Source organism: Pseudomonas sp. Z3-6, assembly GCF_051131985.1.
GTDB lineage: Bacteria > Pseudomonadota > Gammaproteobacteria > Pseudomonadales > Pseudomonadaceae > Aquipseudomonas > Aquipseudomonas zanjanensis.
Genome location: NZ_CP071644.1, coordinates 824,787 through 842,343 on the forward strand (window position 1 = coordinate 824,787; position 17,557 = coordinate 842,343).

Consider the following 17,557-nt stretch of genomic DNA (forward strand, 5'->3'; position numbering starts at 1 on the left):
AGGAGCCAGGCATGGGCGTAAGCCGCGCACTACTGCTGTTGCTGTGTTTGGGAGCCTGTGTGGGAGCGGGGGCGGCCCAGTCGGCGCCATTGCCCGACAAGATCCGTGCGGCCAGCGAGGAATGGGCCGATTACACCCAGGCCGATGGCCAGGGCATGGGTTGGGACATCTTGCGCGCGGTGTTCGAGCCCGAAGGCGTCAAGCTGGAGATCCGCAGCGTGCCTTACACCCGCTCGATCGGGTTGGTGCAGCGCGGTGAGGTCGAGGTGCAGGTCGGCGCCTATCGGGATGAGTCCGAAGGTGTGCTGTACCCGAAGTGGCACTATGACGTCGATCACATCTATGCCCTGGGGCTCGCCTCCAAGCCGTCCCCCACGCTGGCGACGGTAGGCAATTACCGGCTGGTGTGGATGCGAGGGTACGAATACAACAACTACCTGCCCAATATCCGACGCTTCAATGAAATCCACCGCGCCGTGGGCATCTTGCCGATGCTGGTCCATGATCGTGCCGATTTTTATATCGATGCGTTGATGGAAATCCAGGATGTGCTCGCCAAGGCCGAGAACCCGAAGCAGTTCAAACTCTCGCCGTTGATCAATTTGCCGCTGTATCTGGGCTTTGCCAACAACGCCAAGGGGAAGGCACTGAGCGAACTGTTCGATCGGCGGATGGAAGTGCTGGTGAAAACCGGCCAGTTGAAACCGATTTTCGAACGCTGGAAGCAACCCTATCCTTTTGACGAGCACGGCCAGCCACCGAAGCCTTGATCAAACTTTTCGATAGTGATGGCCGATAATTCAGCCTAAGCGTCTGCCGGATCGTGCTGTTACAATGCCCGCCTCTGCGAATCTCCAGTACTAGATCAGGAGCACACCGGTGCCTGTCGTTTTTGTTGCCGCTTCCAAGCTGCCAACGCCCTTTGCGCAATTCACCATGCATGGTTTTCTCGATGAAGCCACCGGCCGCGAGCACGTTGTGTTGAGCCTGGGTGATTTCGCCGACGGTTCTCCGGTGTTGGGCCGCTTGCATTCCGAATGCCTGACGGGCGATGCATTGTTCAGCCAGCGCTGCGATTGCGGTTCGCAACTCGAGGCCGCGCTGCAGGCCATCGCCCGCGAAGGCCGTGGCGTGTTGCTGTACCTGCGCCAGGAAGGCCGTGGCATTGGCCTGTTGAACAAGATCCGCGCCTATGAGCTGCAAGACGGCGGCGCCGATACCGTGGAAGCCAACGAACGCCTGGGCTTTGCCGCCGACCTGCGTGACTACAGCATTTGCCTGCCAATGCTGGAGCACCTGGGCGTGAAGTCGCTGCGCTTGATGACCAACAACCCGCGCAAGGTCAAGGCGTTGACCGACATGGGCATCGTGGTGGCCGAGCGTGTGCCGCTGCACACCGGTCACAACCCCCACAACAAACTCTACCTGGCGACCAAGGCCAGCAAGCTCGACCACATGATGGGCAACGAGCACCAGGGCGAGGTTGATCGGGCGTGACGCGCGGTCAGGTTCGGCGGCGGCTGTCGGTCAGTTGGTGGCAATACCTGGCCCTGGCCTTGCTGCCCTTGTTTGTGATCAATGCGGTGTTCGGCCAGGGCGAAGCGATTCTGCCGGTGCTGGCGATGCCGCTGTTCATTGCCGGCGTGGCGTCGATGTTTGTCAGCCTGCGCTTCTTCGGGCCGTATAAACAGGCCTTGATCACCACCCAGAAAGCCCTCGACACGCCCGAAGAACCCCAGGCCTGGATTGATTTGGCGGCCCGTCGCCGCGCCGCTTTGCTGGTGGCCGGGTTGCCGGCCTGGGTTGGCGCTCTGGCGGTGTTCGTTGGGCTGGAAGCGGTGCCGTTGATGCTACTGGCCTTGTCGACCGCCGTGTTGTTCTACCTGTACCGCATCCCGCGTCAACTCGGCTGATGAGCCGCTGGCTGGCGGTCTTGCTGCTGGCCGTCAGCGCCTCGACGATGGCGGCCTCGCGGGTCGTCAGTCTCGCGCCGTCGCTGTCGGAAATCGTCGTTGAGCTGGATTCCGCCGACCTGTTGGTAGGCGTGCTGGATGGCGGTGAGCGTCCGCCGGTGCTCAAGGCAGTGCCCTCAGTGGGTCGTTACGGGCAACTGGAGATGGAGCGCTTGCTCAGCCTCAAGCCCGATCTTCTCCTGCTCTGGCCCGGCAGTGTCGGCCCGGCCCAGCGCGAGCAGCTTAAAACGCTGGGCATTCCCATCTATACCGCCGAGCCTCGCAGCCTCGACCAACTCATCACGCAAATCGAGACCATCGCCTTGCAACTCGGTCGGCCGGAGCGCGGCGTGCGGCGGGCGGCGCAGTTGCGCGTGCGTCTTGAGGGGTTACGCCAGCGCTATCGTCGGGACCCGCCGTTGCCGGTGTTCTACCAAGTCTGGGACCGGCCGCTATACACCGTCGGTGGCGGGCAGATCATCAGTGATGCGCTGGCGGTGTGCGGGGCGCGCAACGTCTTCGCCGACCTGAGCGTGCCGGCTCCGCAGGTGAGTGTGGAGGCGGTGCTGCAGCGCAATCCACAGGTCATCCTCGCCACCGAACAGGCGCAGCTCGATGCCTGGAAAACCTGGCCGGTGGCGCAGGGGCGATTGCTGCTGGTCAATGACAAGGGGCTGGAGCGGCCCAGTGGGCAGATGATCGAGGCGACGGCGCGGTTGTGTGAGTTGATTGCGCCGGACAGGTAGACCGCGGCGCCCCCAATCGCGAGCAGGCTCGCTCCCACAGGGGGTATGCATTTCAACTGTGGGAGCGGGCTTGCTCGCGAAGAGGTCCGCTCAAACGCTACAAATCGCGGATCAGAGAGAGGGTGTCCAAGTCACCCCAAACAACCAACTCCGACCTTCCTCCCGATACCCATATTGCCCTCCATCATGGCTATACAGCGCCCGGCTGTACCCTTTGTCCAACAGGTTATCCACCTTCATCTCCAGCTTCACCTCCCGGGTCAACGCCCAAGTGGCGCGCAACCCGAGCAGGGCATAGCCACCCAGGGCGTTGCGGTTGTCTTCGTCGTCGTAACTGCTGCTCACCGCTTGCCAAGTGGCACCCAGGCCCAACCGATCGAATTGCCGATCCAGGTCCAGGCTCAACGTCCGTCGGGCGCGGCGGGCGAGGGTGTGGCCGCTGTCGCGGTCCCGTGGGTCGATGATGGCCAGGGCCAGATTGCCCTGCCAGCCGAACAGATCCTGCAGGTAGGCCATTTCAAAACCGTTGATCCGCGCCGAGGCGACGTTTTGTGGGCGAGAGTCACGGCCAAAGATGATCGCGTCCTCCAGGTCGGTGCGGTACAGCGAGGTTTCCAGGCGGGCGCTGTCGCTCAGTTGGCTGCGCCATTGCAGTTCGTAGCTCTTGGCTGTCTCGGGTTTTAAATCCGGGTTGCTGTAGTCCGGGTAGTACAGGTCGTTGAAGGTCGGCGCGCGGAAGCTTTCGCTGTAGGTCAGCAGCACATTGTTGTCCGGGTTGACCGGCAGGGTCAGGGTGCCGCTCCAACTGTTCTGTCCACCAAATTGCTGGTTCTGGTCGCGGCGCAGGCCCAGCTCTGTCGAAAAATTTTCGGCCTGGAAGCGGTGCTGGATAAACGCTGCGCGGTTCCAACGGCTGTCTTCGTCGAACGGCGTGCTGCTGTTGACCCGGTCCTGATACCAGTCACCGCCGACGATCAGGCTGTTGCGCGCGTTCAGGGTCACATCGTTCTGCCAGGTCACGGAGTCGCGGTAGGTGTTGAAGACTTCGCGGACGTCGCTGAGCTTGTCGAAGGTTTTTTCGCGGTTTTCGCTGTGGCCCAGTTCCAGGCGCGACTTCCAGCTGTCGTTGATTCGGCCGTCCATATAGGTGCTGAAGCTGCTCACCGCAAACTCGCTATAGGGTTGCTGGGGCAGGGATTCGAAGGTGGCCGGGTCGAAGCGGCCGAACGGGTTGTCGTATTCGCTCTTGCCGCGGTTATCCAGCAGGTTCAGGCCAACTTCCAAGTCATCGCTGGCGGCATGGCTCAGGCTCAGGCTGAAGGACTGGTTGCGATTGGCATCGTTGTCGCGGTCGCTGGCGTAGGACTCGTGGGTCCGATTGCTGCCGACGCTGTCGTCGAGGCTGGCGCCGAGGTTGAAGCGGGTCTGCTCATCGCCGCCGGACAGGCCTACACTGCGCTCCCAGGTCTGCTGGCTGCCGGCACCCACATGCAGGCGCGGTTGCAGGCCTTGCTCGTTGCCGCGCCGGGTGAAAATCTGGATCACCCCACCCACCGCATCGGCACCGTAGATCACCGAGCGCGAACCGCGCAGCACTTCCACGCGCTCGATCTGGTTGATGTTCAGGCGTTGCAGGTTGCTGTCGCCGGAGGTGGCGTTGCCGATGCGCTGGCCATCCACCAATACCAGGCTCTGGGCTGATTTGGAGCCGCGAATGTAAATCCCTGGCAGGCTGCCGCGCCCACCCAGGGGCGCCACTTGCACGCCGGGCACACGGCTGAGCAGGTCGGTGACGCTGGCCGGTTGCAGGCGGTTGATGTCGTCGCGGGTGAAGATCGTATTGGCGGCACTGCTGTCATTGCGGGCCTCGACCTGGCGGTTGGCGCTGATGACGATGTCGGGCAGCTTCAGGGCCTGGTCGCGTTCGAAGGTGTCGGCGAGCAGGTTGGGGATGGGGATGGGGAGCAGGGCGAGGGCTAGGGTGAGGCGGCGTTTCATGGGTGTTCCGTGATTTCTTGGTCCACACAAAACCAGTGTGGGAGCGGGCTTGCTCGCGAATGCGGTGCATCAGTCAATATCGATGTCGACTGATACACCGCATTCGCGAGCAAGCCCGCTCCCACAAGGGTTCTGCGTTGTTTGAAAAATTACAAGCCTAACAACTGCAACCGCAGCCGCACCGCGGCTTCGATTCCAACCTCGTCCAAACCGCATTCGGCCAGCATCTGCGCCGGCTTGGCGTGTTCGACGTAGACATCGGGCAGGCCCAGGTGCAGCACCGACTTGAGGATGTTTTCCCGCGCCAGGAACTCGCTGACCGCTGCGCCGGCGCCGCCCATGATGGCGTTCTCCTCGACGGTCACCAGCAGTTCATGGCTGCCGGCCATCTCGCGCACCAGGGTTTCGTCCAGGGGTTTGACGAAACGCATGTCCACCACAGTGGCATCGAGTTTTTCGGCGACTTTCAAGGCCTCGGCCAGTTGCACGCCGAACACCAGCAGGGCGGTTTGCTTGCCCTGGCGGCGAATCACGCCCTTGCCGATCTCGATGGGCTCGAGGTCGGCCGAGATCGTCGCGTTCGGGCCGGTGCCACGCGGGTAGCGCACCGCCGCCGGGCCATTGAACAGGTGGCCGGTGGTGAGCATCTTGCGCAGCTCGTTTTCATCGCTCGGGGTCATCACCAGCATGCCGGGGATGCAGCGCAGGAACGACAGGTCGAAGCTGCCAGCGTGAGTCGGGCCGTCTTCGCCCACTAGGCCGGCGCGGTCGATGGCGAACAACACATCGAGGTTCTGCACCGCCACGTCATGGATCAATTGGTCGTAGGCCCGCTGCAGGAACGTCGAGTAGATCGCCACCACCGGCTTGGCGCCTTCACAGGCCATGCCGGCGGCGAGGGTCACGGCGTGCTGCTCGGCAATCGCCACGTCGAAATAGCGCTGCGGGTAGCGTTCGCTGAAGGCCACCAGGTCCGAGCCTTCCTTCATCGCCGGGGTGATGCCCACCAGGCGCGGGTCGGCGGCGGCCATGTCGCACAGCCATTGGCCAAAGACGCCGGAGTATTTCGGTCCGCCGGCTTTTTTTGGCGCAGCCGCCGGGGCGTCCAGGGGTTCGAGCTTGGTGATGGCGTGGTAGCCAATCGGGTCGACTTCCGCCGGGGCGAAGCCTTTGCCTTTCTTGGTGACCACGTGCAGGAACTGCGGGCCCTTGAGGTCACGCATGTTGCGCAGGGTGGCGATCAGGGTAGGCAGGTCATGGCCGTCGATGGGGCCGATGTAGTTCCAGCCCAGTTCTTCGAACAGCGTGCCGGGGACCAGCATGCCCTTGGCATATTCTTCGGTGCGGCGGGCGATTTCCCAGGCGCCGGGCAGGCGCGACAAGACCTTCTTGCTGCCTTCGCGCATGCTTGCGTAGGTGCGGCTGGAGAGGATCTTCGCCAGGTAGTTGGACAAACCGCCAACGTTGCGCGAGATCGACATGTCGTTGTCGTTGAGGATCACCAGCATGTTGGCGTCGACTTCCGGCGCGTGGTTCAGCGCTTCGAAGGCCATGCCCGCGGTCAGTGCGCCGTCGCCGATCACGGCAATCGCCTTGCGCTCGCTGTTTTGCAGGCGGGCGGCAATCGCCATGCCCAGGGCGGCGCTGATGGACGTACTGGAGTGGCCGACGCCAAAGGTGTCGTATTCGCTCTCGGAGCGACGCGGGAAGGCGGCGATGCCATCCTTCTGGCGCAGCGTGCCCATGCGCTCGCGACGATCGGTGAGGATCTTGTGCGGGTAGGCCTGGTGTCCGACGTCCCACACCAGCCGGTCGTCCGGGGTGTCGAACACGTAATGCAGCGCGATCGTCAGCTCGATGACGCCCAGGCCTGCACCGAAGTGCCCACCGGTCTGGCCGACCGTATAGAGCAATTCCAGGCGCAACTCATCGGCCAGGGTTTCCAGCTCGGCTTCACCCAGGCGACGCAGGCCGTCCGGCGTGTTGGCGCGGTCCAGCAGGGGCGTGGTCGGGCGCTTGCGGGGGATCTCTTGAAACGTCGTGGGCATCAGGCGAATCGTTATAGGTATAGAAAGAGGCGGCAGTTTACCTTATGCATCGCAAGCTGCCCACGCGTAGGCCGGAACTTGGCCGATACGCAATCTTTAGGGTTGACCTTGTATCAGCTGCGTCGTTCGACGATATAACGCGCCAAGTCGCGCAACGGCTCTGCCGCCGCGTCAAAGGGTCGCAGCGCGGCCAGGGCCTGGTCGCGCAACTCCAGGGCATAGGCCTTGGCCGCGTCGAGGCCGAGCAGGGCCGGGTAGGTCGGCTTGTCGCGCGCGATGTCTGCGCCCTGGCGTTTGCCCAGGGTCTGGGTATCGCTTTCGACGTCAAGGATGTCGTCCTGCACCTGGAACGCCAGGCCGATGGCCCGGGCGTAGGTCTGCAAGGCTTGCAGTTGTGCGGGGGTGGCCCGACCGCTGGCCAGGGCGCCGAGTTTGACGCTGGCTTCGATCAAGGCACCGGTCTTGTGCCGGTGCATGTATTCCAGCGCGCCCTGGTCCAGCTTCAGGCCCACCGAGCCCAGGTCGATGGCCTGGCCGCCGACCATTCCGGCAGGGCCTGCCGCCAACGCCAGGGCGCTGACCATGTCCAGGCGAACCTGCGCTGGGCAATCGCTCAGGGCCGGGTCCAGCAGTGCGCTAAAGGCCAGGCTCTGCAAGCCGTCGCCAGCCAGGATCGCGCAGGCTTCGTCGAATTGCTTGTGAGTGGTCGGCTGGCCGCGGCGCAGGTCGTCATCGTCCATGGCCGGCAGATCGTCGTGCACCAGCGAATAGGCATGGATCAGTTCCACCGCGCAGGCGGCGCCGTTGGCCTGTTCGGCCTGGCCGCCCAAGGCTTCGCACGCGGCATAGGCCAGCAGCGGCCGTACACGTTTGCCGCCGTTCATCACGCTGTAGCGCATGGCTTCGTACAGGCGCGCCAGTTCTGGGCTCGGGGCGCTGAACAAAGTATCCAGTGCAGCATTGACCCGGGCCTGGCTGCTGGCCTGATACGCGCCGATCATTCAGGTTGTTCCGCGTCGAAAGGCTCTTCGGTCAGTTCACCGTCGCGTTCGAGCAGCAATTGCACCTTCTGCTCGGCCTGGGCCAGCGCCGCCTGGCAGTCGCGAGTCAAGCCGATACCCTGCTCGAAGGCGGTCAGCGAGTCTTCCAGCGACAATTCGCCGTTCTCCAGGCGTTCGACCAGCGTTTGCAGGTCGGCCAGAGATTGTTCGAAATCCAGTGCAGCTTTTTTGCGGGCCATGGCGGCTATTCCGGTTGACTGTTAAACCGGCGCGACACTAGCAGACATGGGGTGTTCGGGCAAATCAGGGCGGGGTAACGCGGGCTGTGATCCAGTGCTTTTGTGGCGAGGGAGCTTGCTCCCGCTCGAGCGCGCAGCGGTCGCAAACTGGATCGACCCGGCGGGTTTGGGGCTGCTGCGCAGCCCAGCGGGAGCAAGCTCCCTCGCCACAATCGGTATTCAGTTGTCTGGATAGTTGATTCTGTACCGGGTGCTGCGTCCGCCACCGGGCATCCGCTCCAGGCAGCCTTTTTCCAGCAGTTCCGCCAGGTGTCGCGTGGCCGTCGCCTTTGAGACCTTGGCCACGGCCTGGTATTGAGCGGCACTGATCCCCTGTTCGAACCCTTTTTCACCTCCATCGAGTAGCCGGTTAAGCACTTTGGTCTGTTCAGGAGTGAGGGCTGAGGCGCGATGGGCCTGCCAGAACCGTGTCTTGCCCAGCACGCTTTCGATTTGCGCCATCGCGGTGTGCAGGCTGCGCAACAGCGTTTGCAGAAACCAGGTCAACCAAGCGGTGATATCCAGCGTGGCCTTCTGGCTGTTTTCAAGGATTCGGTAATAACCGGCGCGGTCATCCAGGATGCTTGCGGACATGGCGTAGAAGCGGATCGCCTGGGCCTCGCCCTGGGCCAATGCCAGGTCGGTCAGGGTGCGGGTCAGGCGGCCATTGCCATCGTCGAATGGGTGCAGGGTGACAAACCAGAAATGAGCGATGCCGGCTCGCAGCAACGGGTCGAGATCGACCTGATGACGGCTCGCCTCGAACCAGTCGATAAACCGCTGCAACTGCTCTTCAAGACCCTGGCGCGGGGGGGCTTCGAAGTGAACGGTAGGTCGGTCCAGCCTGCCCGAGACCACTTGCATCGGTTCATCGCCGCGTAGCGTGCCGACGCGGATCTGCCGATGAGCCAGATCGTTGGTTTGATCAGGAAACAGCCACTCTTGCCAATCCAGCAAGCGCTCGACAGTCAGCGGCTGGTTGAAATGCCGGGTTGCGTCCAGCAACAGATTCGCCAAGCCCTCGCTGCGTGGGCTGGCGGGATTATCGTCGACGGGCTCCAGGCCCAGTCGGCGAGCCAGGGACGAGCGCACCGAACCCACATTCAATTGTTCTCCTTCGATGGCCGAGGAGGTCACGATGTTTTGCAGCAAGGCATCCAGTTCGTTCTGGGCGCTGAGCGAAGCCGTGACCGCGCCCGTCATGCCAAGCAATTGACCTTGGGCCTGCACGCACTCTCGCAGCAGCGGTGCCAATGCTTCAGCTTGCCAGTGGAAGTCGGGCCAATCGGGCTGTAGCCAGAGCCAATGAGGTGCCATGAGCCTGTCCAGAGATGAATGAGCCGAATAATAGCGCTATTCGGCTCATTTCGTGAGCCGAATAAATCCCCTATTCGGCTCACGCCTCTCCCAGTACGTGATTTCCCACACAGAATCGCGTGTTCCCCGATTGTGAAAAATCCGTCAAATGGCTACTCTTCGCGCCATCTACGGCCCCTTGTAACGGCAATGCCGTTCACTTAAGAAAAATGATGACCCTGTGGCGAGGGAGCTTGCTCCCGCTCGGCTGCGAAGCAGTCGTAAACCGGCGGGTGCGGTGTGTCTGATACGCCGCAATTGGCAGGTTTTGGGGCCGCTTCGCGGCCCAGCGGGAGCAAGCTCCCTCGCCACGGGTTTATCGATTGCCTTAAGTGAACAGCATTGCCTTGTAACGGGGCCCTCAGACGAAACCCGAATAATTACAAGCAGCGCCCTGGAAGGGCGCCGGGTTGCGTCGTGCATGGCAGGAGGCATACGTGCGTTTTCTTTCTTTATTGATCGTGTTGCTCAGTGCGCCGTTGGCGTGGGCCGCGCCTTCGGCTGAAATGTCGGAGCCGGTGGGCGGCTGGCGCTACAGCGGCTTGCTCGATCGTACGGAAAACCCTCAAGTCGCGTATCCCACGCCACCCATCGACCGCGGCATCCAGCGCAACCGCACGATGATCGAGGGCCAGATCAAGGCGATGGGCACGGCGCGCCAGCCCCACAGCCTGGCGGTCAACGGCAATCCACTGAATCTCTATACCGACGACGAAGGACGGTTCGCCCGGCCGTATGCGTTCGGCGCCGGCTCCAACAGCGTCGAGGTGCGCAGCTCCGAAGGCCAGTCCCTCAAGCGCGTGCAATTCTATGAAGCCAACAACCTGCGCACCCCGGCGCAGATCCGCGTGGTGCTGGGCTGGGACGACCCCAAGGCCGAGCTCGACCTGCATATCGTCACACCCGACGGCCAACATGCCTTCTTCGGTCGCCCGGCGCTGACCAACGGCGGCGGCCTCGACCCGGATGGCGTCGATGGCCCCGGCCCGGAAATGTTCACCATGACCGCGCCGATGCACGGCACCTACCTGGTCTACGTGAACTATTGGGGCAACTACGGCAGCGGCGGCTACAACTTCGATGAGACCAGCAACCAGAACGAGGTGATCACCTCGCAGATCAACCTGGTGCTCAACGAAAACACCGTCGATGAAAAACGCGAGACCTTTGTCGTGCCCCTGCGCGCCATTGGCGATCTGTTGCTGGTCAAGACTTTCAACTACTAAATCCGCTCCACGGATGAACAGGCCCTTGTGAATATGAGCGACAACACTGCTTCCCCGACCACGCCGACACCTGTCGCCAAACCTGTGCGCCGCTGGCCGGCGATACTGATCGGGCTGTGCCTGGTCGCCGGTGTGGCCGCCGGGCTGGGCTGGTTCATCAACAAGCCCAAGGCGCCGCCCATGGCGTTGGCATTGGAAAAACTCGGCCTGAGCCGTCCCGACGGCTTGCTCGAGACCCATTCCCTGAGCCAGTTGCCCAAGGATCTGTTGGCGGTGCCGTTCCTCAAGGCCACGCTCACCGAGGATTTCGTCTTCTATTACGAAGCCCACGCCGACCGTCTCGGGCTGATCGGCAGCCTGCGCCGGATCATCTACGAGCATGACCTCAAGCTGCAGGACAGCCTGATCGAAGCGCTTTTCGACCAGCCGGCCGACGTCGCGTTGTGGCGCGGTGCGGACGGTCGCCTCAAGGATTTCCTATTGGTGATGGATCGCGGCGGCCTGGCAAAGGTGCTGGAGCCGTTGGCGAAAGTCGCCTTGGATGACACGCAACTGAGCAAGCTCAGCGACCTCAAGGTCGGCGGTGACGACGTCGCGCTTTACCAGCTCAGCTACAACGCCAGCAAATCCCTGGCCTTCGCCTCCCACGGCGACAAACTGGTCGTGCTGTCCAACCCGACCAAGCTGTACGACCCGGCCAGCGGGTCGGCGGTTGAGCCGGGCAGCGTTTCGACGACCGCCCTGGCGGCCTTGCTCAACGGCGAAAAACTGTTCCCTGAAGCCTTTGGCCTGCCGACCAAGGCGCCGGAGGTCAAGCAACGCATTTCGGTCAACGCCAGCGTGCTCGCCATGGGCTACCAGCGGTTCATCCCGAACTTCGCCGGCTTGCGCTTCGACATGGACGACAAGGGCTGGCACAGCTTCCTGGCCCTGGACGAGCAGGAAAACCAGCCGGACTTCGACTTCAAGCCAATCTGGCAAGCCATGCCCATGGGTGCCAGCGCTTGCGTGGCCTTGCCCCTGGCCGCCGAGCAGCAGAAACCATTGCTGGTGAAACTGGGCGCCGACGAAAAAGCCGCCCAGGCCATGGTCGATCATGTGACCGGTGCCGCCGGCCTGTGCTGGTACGCCGATTCGCGGCTGTACACGCCGCTGTTGGTGGCAAGCCTGAATGACGATGACGGCAAGCTCGACGCCGACCTGGGCAACCTGTTCGGTTCGATGGTCGGCGCCTATGAAAACAACGTCGCCGAACACGCTTTCCCGGTAGTGGAAAAGCAAGCAGGTTCGACTCACCAATGGCAACGCCAGGTCAGCTCCAACTTCGGGCCATATTCGGCCAAGGAAGCCGAGCAACCCGAAGCGATTACCGGCAAGGCGTTCCTGCGGGTCAGCCTGGCCCGTCATGGCTCGACCTTGCTGTTCTCCCTCGACGACAAATTGGTGGACAAGGCCCTCGGCACCCTCGACAAGCGCTTCCCGCCCATGGCCGAGGTGGTGCCCCAAGACCTGCTGATGCCGGTCTACTTCGGCCCGGATTCCATGGCGCAACTGATGCAGCGCGAAACCCTCGACAGCCTGCCCCAGGACATGGAGCCGGTGTTCTACAACGCCGCGCAAACCTACCTGATCCCGAAACTGCGCACCCTCGGCGGCTACGGCAAATACGCCCTGACCTTGCCCGCGGGCAGCGAGCCGGACGGCCATTGGCAGTGGCTGCCGCTGGAATGGAAAGCGCTGTGACCGCACTGATCCGCAACCCTGCGTTGACGCTGCTGCTGGCGCTGCTGCTCGGCGGGCCGGCGCGTGCCGTCGAGGCGCCGGCGTTGGACGTGCAGCAGTCCCAGGTCTTTCGCGCCTGGTTCGTGCGCATTGCCCAGGAACAGCTGACCAAAGGCCCGAGCCCACGCTGGTACCAGCAGGATTGCGCCGGGCTGGTGCGCTTCGCTGCCAACGAAGCCCTGAAGGTCCACGATGAAAAATGGCTGCGCAGCAATGGCCTGTCCAATCGCTACCTGCCCCCGGAACTGCCCCTCAGCGATGCGCAACGGCGCCTCGCCCAGCAGTGGCAGCAGGGCGGCGGCAAGGTCGGGCCCTATGTCAACGCCATCAAGCTGATCCAGTTCAACAGTCGCCTGGTGGGCCGCGATGTCGCCCAGGCCCGCCCCGGCGACCTGATGTTCTTCGATCAGGGCGATGACCAGCACTTGATGATCTGGATGGGCCGCTACATCGCCTATCACACCGGCACCACAACCCCTACCGACAACGGCATGCGCTCCGCAAGCCTGCAACAACTCATGAACTGGAAGGACACCCGATGGATACCCGACGCAGCCAACCCCAACTTCATCGGCGTCTATCGACTCAACTTTCTCTCCCAATGACCGGTGCCCGCATGCTGCGCTTGTGTTCAAAACTGCCCCTGCTGTTCGCCCTGTTGCTGGCACCTCTGGTTAATGCCGAAGACACGGTGGAGCCCAGCGGCTACACGCCGGTGTCCGGCGAAAGCTTTTTCCTGCTGGCCGACAGCAGTTTTGCCAGCGACGAACAGGCCATGGTTCGCCTCGAAGCGCCGGGCCGCGACTACCGTCGGTACCGCATGGAACCCTACGGCGGCGCCGACATCCGCGTCTATCGCATCGAAAAACCGCTGGAGTTCCTCAAGCGCCAGAAAAACCTGCACCGCGTGGTCAGCGACGGCCAGTTCAAGGGCGAAGGCCTGTCGAACACCCTCGCGTACCTGTGGGACAACTGGTACCGCAAGTCCCGTCGAGTGATGCAACGGGCGTTCTCCTACGAATCGCGCCAGCACGTCACCGAGCAAGTGCCGGAACTTAGGATCGGCGACGCCCTGGTCGCGCCGACCCCGTACGAGGCACCGGCGCAATTCGCCTTGATTCCGGGCTTGCCGGTGGTCAGCCAGTTCCGTTATCCGCTGTGGCAGGCCAAGCCGATCCAGCCGCCGGCGGGGGTCAACCTGGCGGGTTCGTCCAGCGAGTTCGTCAGCGTCGCTCCGGGCAACGTCTACGTGCCGCTGGGCCAGTTGAAGCCAGGCCTGTACCTGGTGGAAGCGCTGATCGGCAAATACCGCGCGACCACCATGGTCTTCGTCTCCAACACGGTGGCCGTGAGCAAGATTGCCGGCGATGAATTGCTGGTCTGGGCCGCACGCAAGCATGAAGGGCGTTCGGTGCCCAAGGTCAACGTGCTGTGGACCGACGGCCTGGGCGTGATGAGCAGCGGTGCCACCGATGAGGACGGCCTGCTGCGCCTCAAGCACGTCAGCCCGGAGCGTTCGTTCGTCATTGGTGAGGACGAGGAGGGCGGCGTATTCGTTTCGGAAAACTTCTACTACGACAGCGAAATCTACGACACCAAGCTGTATGCCTTCACCGACCGGCCGCTGTACCGGCCGGGGGATTGGGTGTCGCTGAAAATCGTCGGTCGCGAGTTCAAGAACGCCCGTGACTCGGTGCAACCGACCGCCGCCGACGTCAATGTCAGCGTCCTCGACGCCACCGGCACCGCGCTGCAAACCCTGGCCCTGAAGCTCGACTCCAAGGCCGGCACCCAAGGCCGTTTCCAATTGCCGGAAAACGCCGTGGCCGGTGGTTATGAGCTGCGCTTCAGTTACAAGGACCAGCTCTACAGCAGCGCCTTTCGCGTGGCCGAATACATCAAGCCGCACTTCGAGATCGCCCTGAACCTGGCCAAGCAGGATTACCGCACTGGCGAGCCGGTCAAGGGCAACCTCGTGCTGCTGTACCCGGACGGCAAGCCGGTGGTGAATGCCACGGTGAGCCTGAGCCTGCGGGCCCAGCAACTGTCGATGGTCGATAACGAGCTGCAATACCTGGGGCAATTCCCGGTGGAACTGACCAGCAGCGAAGTGACCACCGATGCCAAGGGCAACGCGACCCTCGACCTGCCGGCCGCCGACAAGCCGAGCCGCTACACGCTCACCGTGTTCGCCAGCGATGGCGCGGCGTATCGGGTCAAGACCACCAAGGAAATCCTCATCGACCGTGGCGCGGCGAATTTCCGCCTGAGCGCTCCCCAGCGGTTCAGCGCCGCCGGCCAGAAGGTGTCGTTCAGCTACGCCAACGAAGGCGGCACCGAACAGGCCAAGGCTGTGACACCCGGCAGCTACGCCTGGGTGCGCCTGGAAGACCAGAGCACCGGCGAAGGCAAGCTGGCGGCCAAGGACAAGGGCTTCAGCCTGACCTTCGAGCGCCCCGGCACCTACAATCTGACGCTCAAGGATGACCACGGTCGGGTCATCGGTGCGGCCGCCCATGCGGTGACCGGTGAAGGCATCAAGGCCGTGCCGGGCACTGTCGAGATTGTCTTCGACAAGCCTGAATACAAGACCGGTGACGAAGCGCTGGCGCTGATCACCTTTCCCGAGCCGGTCAGCGATGCGTTGCTGTCGCTTGAGCGGGACAAGGTCGAGGCCACGGCGCTGCTGTCCAAGGGTGGCGACTGGCTGAAGATGGAAAAGCTCAGCGACACCCAATACCGCGCGCGCATTGCCGTGAAGGATAGCTTTGCGCCCAACCTGACGTTCTCGGTGCTGTACACCAAGGGCGGCCAGTACAGCTTCCAGAACGCCGGCATCAAGGTGATCACGCCGCAGATCGATGTGGCTGTCGTCACCGACAAAGCCACCTATCGTCCGGGCGACACGGTGACCGTGGACCTGAGCACCCAGTTCGCCGGCAAGGCGATCCCGGCGCACCTGACGGTCAGCGTGGTCGATGAGATGGTCTACGCCCTGCAACCGGAAGTGGCGCCGACCATCGACCAGTTCTTCTATCACCCGCGTCGCAACAACGTGCGCACCAGTGCCAGCCTGTCGTTCATCAGCTATGACGTGGCGCTGCCAGGTAGCCCCGGCGCGCCGGGCAAGGCCAACCGTAGCGAGCGTGGGGTCAAGGTGCTGGAGCGGCCACGGCGTGAAGACGTCGACACCGCTGCCTGGCAACCGGAGCTGGTCACCGACGCCAACGGCAAGGCCCGCTTCACCTTCAAGATGCCGGACTCGCTGACCCGCTGGCGCATCACGGCCAAGGCGATCGCTGACGACGGCCAAGTCGGCCAGAAGAAGCAGTTCATTGCGTCGGAAAAACCGCTGTACCTGAAGTGGAGCGGCCCGACCCGCTTCCGCACGGGCGACAAGCCGCAACTGGGCCTGTTCGCCTTCAGCCAATCGGAAAAACCCCTGAAGGCCGAACTGCTGATCCGTTACGCCGGTGCTGAACAGCGCGTGGTGGCGGAGCTGAAAAACGGCATCAACTACGTGGCGCTGCCGGCCCTGGAATTGAGGAGCGGCGACTTGACCGTGCAGTTGCAACTGAACGGCGAAACCCAGGACGCCCTGGCCATGCACCTGAACGCCAGCGGCAACGGCTGGCAGGTGACCCAGAGCCAGCGCCTTGATGTGGCCAGTGGCGACACTCCGCTGACCTTGCCGACCGATGCCAGCGATATTCGCCTGCGCCTGGATGACAGCCCGCAAGCGTTGTTCCGTTCGGCCCTGGATGACCTGCTGAGCTACCCCTACGGTGGCGTCGAGCAGACCGCCAGTCGCCTGTTGCCGTTGAGCATCGCCTATCCGACCCTGGCGTCGAATCCGCAGATCCGCGACCGCTTGCGCTTGATCATGCAGAACAGCCGCTTGCGCCTGGTGCAGATGGCCGGGCCTTCGGCGAGCTTCACCTGGTGGGGCCAGGACGGTGAGCCAGATGCCTTCCTCACTGCCTATGCCTATTACGCCGACTGGCACGCCAGCCAGGCCCTGGACCTGAGCCTGCCGCCGGAACACTGGCAGCGGGTGCTGGAGGTCTACGCCAAGGAGGCCGCTGATACACCGCTGCTGCAACGTGCGTTGATCCTGTCGTTCGCCAAGCAGATGCAACTGCCAGTGAATACCTTGCTCAGTGGCCTGATGGACGACCTGGCGAAAGCCAGTGAAGACAGCACCGAGAGCGTGCTGGACAGCGGCGAAGACAGCCTGGTCATGTATGCGCCGGACTCCGCCCTTGGCCTGGCCAGCGCCCGAGTGCTGACCGCGTCCCTCGCCAAGCAGGCGAAGGTGCCGTTGCCCGCAGCCTTCAGCCGTCAGGCCGACGCCGCGCAACAGCAACTGGAGCTGAGCTCGCAGCCTTTCGTCGAGGCTTTGCTGCTGTCGCTGCAGAGCTTCGATCAAGCCCGCGCCACGGCACTGCTGGAGCGCGTGCTGCCGCAGCAGTCCACCCTGGAACGGGCGCTGGCCCTGACCTGGTTGCAACGCAGCATCGAACAGGCCGCGCCGGCCGTGGCCCTGGCGCCGGGCGAAGGCTGGGTTGCCAAGCAAGGCGCGACCGGTGAAACCTACTGGCAATGGCAGGGCGCGCAGCTTCCAACGATGCTGACCCTGAACGGTGCCGAGGAGCGTCCACTGCAAGCGGCATTGAGCTTCCAGAGCCAGCAAGCGCCGGTGGCACCGATGGCCGTGTCGATCACCCGGCGCCTGTCGCGCCTGGTGCCGGGCGACGAGGCCTTCACCTTCAAGCTCGAAGCCGTGGGCAACAAACCGTTGTCCAGCGACAGCCTCTACCTGGATGAAGTGATCATCAACAGCAAGGCTCCGACGCCACTGCGCTACGGCATGCTCGAAGTACCGTTGCCGCCGGGCGCCGACGTGGAACGCACCACCTGGGGCATCCAGTTGATGGGCAAGGCCGACAGCGAGCCGACATCCCTGGAAAAGGCGCGCTTCGAGCCGGGCCAGATGGCCTATGCGATACCGCTGGACGCCCTCAGTGGCGAGCTGCGCCTGCGGCACTTGGTGCGCTTCTCCCAGAAAGGCCAGTTCACCTTGCCGCCGGTGCGCTTCACCCAAGTCTATGCACCACAGAATCAGGCGCGCGAACAGAAACCGGCGCTCGGTCAGGTGACGGTCAACTGA

General features: G+C 63.3%; 13 protein-coding genes and 1 pseudogene. 8 read left to right on the top strand and 6 right to left on the bottom strand.

The features are described 5' to 3' along the window. Nucleotides 1–11: 11 nt before the first annotated feature. The 4 genes from J3P88_RS03760 to J3P88_RS03775 all read left to right on the top strand — a co-directional run bounded on the left by J3P88_RS03760 (nucleotide 12) and on the right by J3P88_RS03775 (nucleotide 2,698). A complete protein-coding gene (locus J3P88_RS03760) occupies nucleotides 12–770 on the top strand; it encodes a substrate-binding periplasmic protein (RefSeq protein ID WP_186707681.1) in 759 nt (252 codons plus the stop codon). Nucleotides 771–879: 109 nt separating this feature from the next. Beyond that, nucleotides 880–1,497 carry a GTP cyclohydrolase II gene (ribA, locus tag J3P88_RS03765; protein WP_014340439.1) on the top strand — a complete coding sequence of 206 codons (618 nt, stop codon included), beginning with the start codon at nucleotides 880–882 and terminating at the stop codon, nucleotides 1,495–1,497. Further along, the gene (locus J3P88_RS03770) at nucleotides 1,494–1,913 is read left to right on the top strand and encodes an MFS transporter (RefSeq protein WP_411385761.1); all 420 of its coding nucleotides are present in this window, start codon (nucleotides 1,494–1,496) and stop codon (nucleotides 1,911–1,913) included. The genes ribA and J3P88_RS03770 overlap by 4 nt, the downstream gene beginning before the upstream one ends. Next, nucleotides 1,913–2,698, top strand: coding sequence for a cobalamin-binding protein (locus J3P88_RS03775; RefSeq protein WP_434574053.1), 786 nt, complete (start codon nucleotides 1,913–1,915; stop codon nucleotides 2,696–2,698). The genes J3P88_RS03770 and J3P88_RS03775 overlap by 1 nt, the downstream gene beginning before the upstream one ends. Nucleotides 2,699–2,809: 111 nt before the next feature. Here J3P88_RS03775 and J3P88_RS03780 read toward each other — a convergent pair whose 3' ends face one another. From J3P88_RS03780 to J3P88_RS03800, 5 genes are all read right to left on the bottom strand, one after another. Next, on the bottom strand, nucleotides 2,810–4,696 hold the full coding sequence (locus J3P88_RS03780; protein ID WP_434574055.1) for a TonB-dependent receptor domain-containing protein: 1,887 nt from the start codon (nucleotides 4,694–4,696) through the stop codon (nucleotides 2,810–2,812). A gap of 149 nt (nucleotides 4,697–4,845) precedes the next feature. Next, nucleotides 4,846–6,744, bottom strand: a complete 1,899-nt coding sequence (gene dxs, locus J3P88_RS03785; RefSeq protein ID WP_434574057.1) for a 1-deoxy-D-xylulose-5-phosphate synthase — start codon at nucleotides 6,742–6,744, stop codon at nucleotides 4,846–4,848. A 113-nt stretch (nucleotides 6,745–6,857) separates the two neighbouring features. Further along, nucleotides 6,858–7,745: a (2E,6E)-farnesyl diphosphate synthase gene (gene ispA, locus J3P88_RS03790; RefSeq protein WP_186707676.1), complete on the bottom strand. Its 888-nt coding sequence runs from the start codon at nucleotides 7,743–7,745 to the stop codon at nucleotides 6,858–6,860. Next, nucleotides 7,742–7,984, bottom strand: coding sequence for an exodeoxyribonuclease VII small subunit (locus J3P88_RS03795; protein WP_003185917.1), 243 nt, complete (start codon nucleotides 7,982–7,984; stop codon nucleotides 7,742–7,744). Before J3P88_RS03795 ends, ispA begins: the two co-directional genes overlap by 4 nt. 219 nt (nucleotides 7,985–8,203) lie before the next feature. After that, nucleotides 8,204–9,340 carry a Fic family protein gene (locus tag J3P88_RS03800; protein ID WP_434574060.1) on the bottom strand — a complete coding sequence of 379 codons (1,137 nt, stop codon included), beginning with the start codon at nucleotides 9,338–9,340 and terminating at the stop codon, nucleotides 8,204–8,206. A gap of 476 nt (nucleotides 9,341–9,816) precedes the next feature. Here J3P88_RS03800 and J3P88_RS03805 point away from each other — a divergent pair, with 476 nt between their 5' ends. After that, complete coding sequence (locus tag J3P88_RS03805; protein ID WP_434574061.1) at nucleotides 9,817–10,605, top strand: YfaP family protein; 789 nt, start codon at nucleotides 9,817–9,819, stop codon at nucleotides 10,603–10,605. Between the two features lie 514 nt (nucleotides 10,606–11,119). Here the strand turns inward: J3P88_RS03805 and J3P88_RS03810 are convergent. Then, nucleotides 11,120–11,226, bottom strand: a pseudogene (locus J3P88_RS03810). 42 nt (nucleotides 11,227–11,268) lie between these two features. Here J3P88_RS03810 and J3P88_RS03815 point away from each other — a divergent pair. Genes J3P88_RS03815 through J3P88_RS03825 form a run of 3 tightly spaced genes read left to right on the top strand, consistent with a single transcriptional unit; the run spans nucleotide 11,269 to nucleotide 17,557 of the window. Further along, a complete protein-coding gene (locus J3P88_RS03815; RefSeq protein ID WP_434574063.1) occupies nucleotides 11,269–12,348 on the top strand; it encodes a DUF2138 family protein in 1,080 nt (359 codons plus the stop codon). Continuing rightward, on the top strand, nucleotides 12,333–12,992 hold the full coding sequence (locus J3P88_RS03820) for a DUF1175 domain-containing protein (protein ID WP_186710539.1): 660 nt from the start codon (nucleotides 12,333–12,335) through the stop codon (nucleotides 12,990–12,992). The genes J3P88_RS03815 and J3P88_RS03820 overlap by 16 nt, the downstream gene beginning before the upstream one ends. After that, nucleotides 12,989–17,557 carry an alpha-2-macroglobulin family protein gene (locus tag J3P88_RS03825; RefSeq protein ID WP_434576347.1) on the top strand — a complete coding sequence of 1,523 codons (4,569 nt, stop codon included), beginning with the start codon at nucleotides 12,989–12,991 and terminating at the stop codon, nucleotides 17,555–17,557. Before J3P88_RS03820 ends, J3P88_RS03825 begins: the two co-directional genes overlap by 4 nt.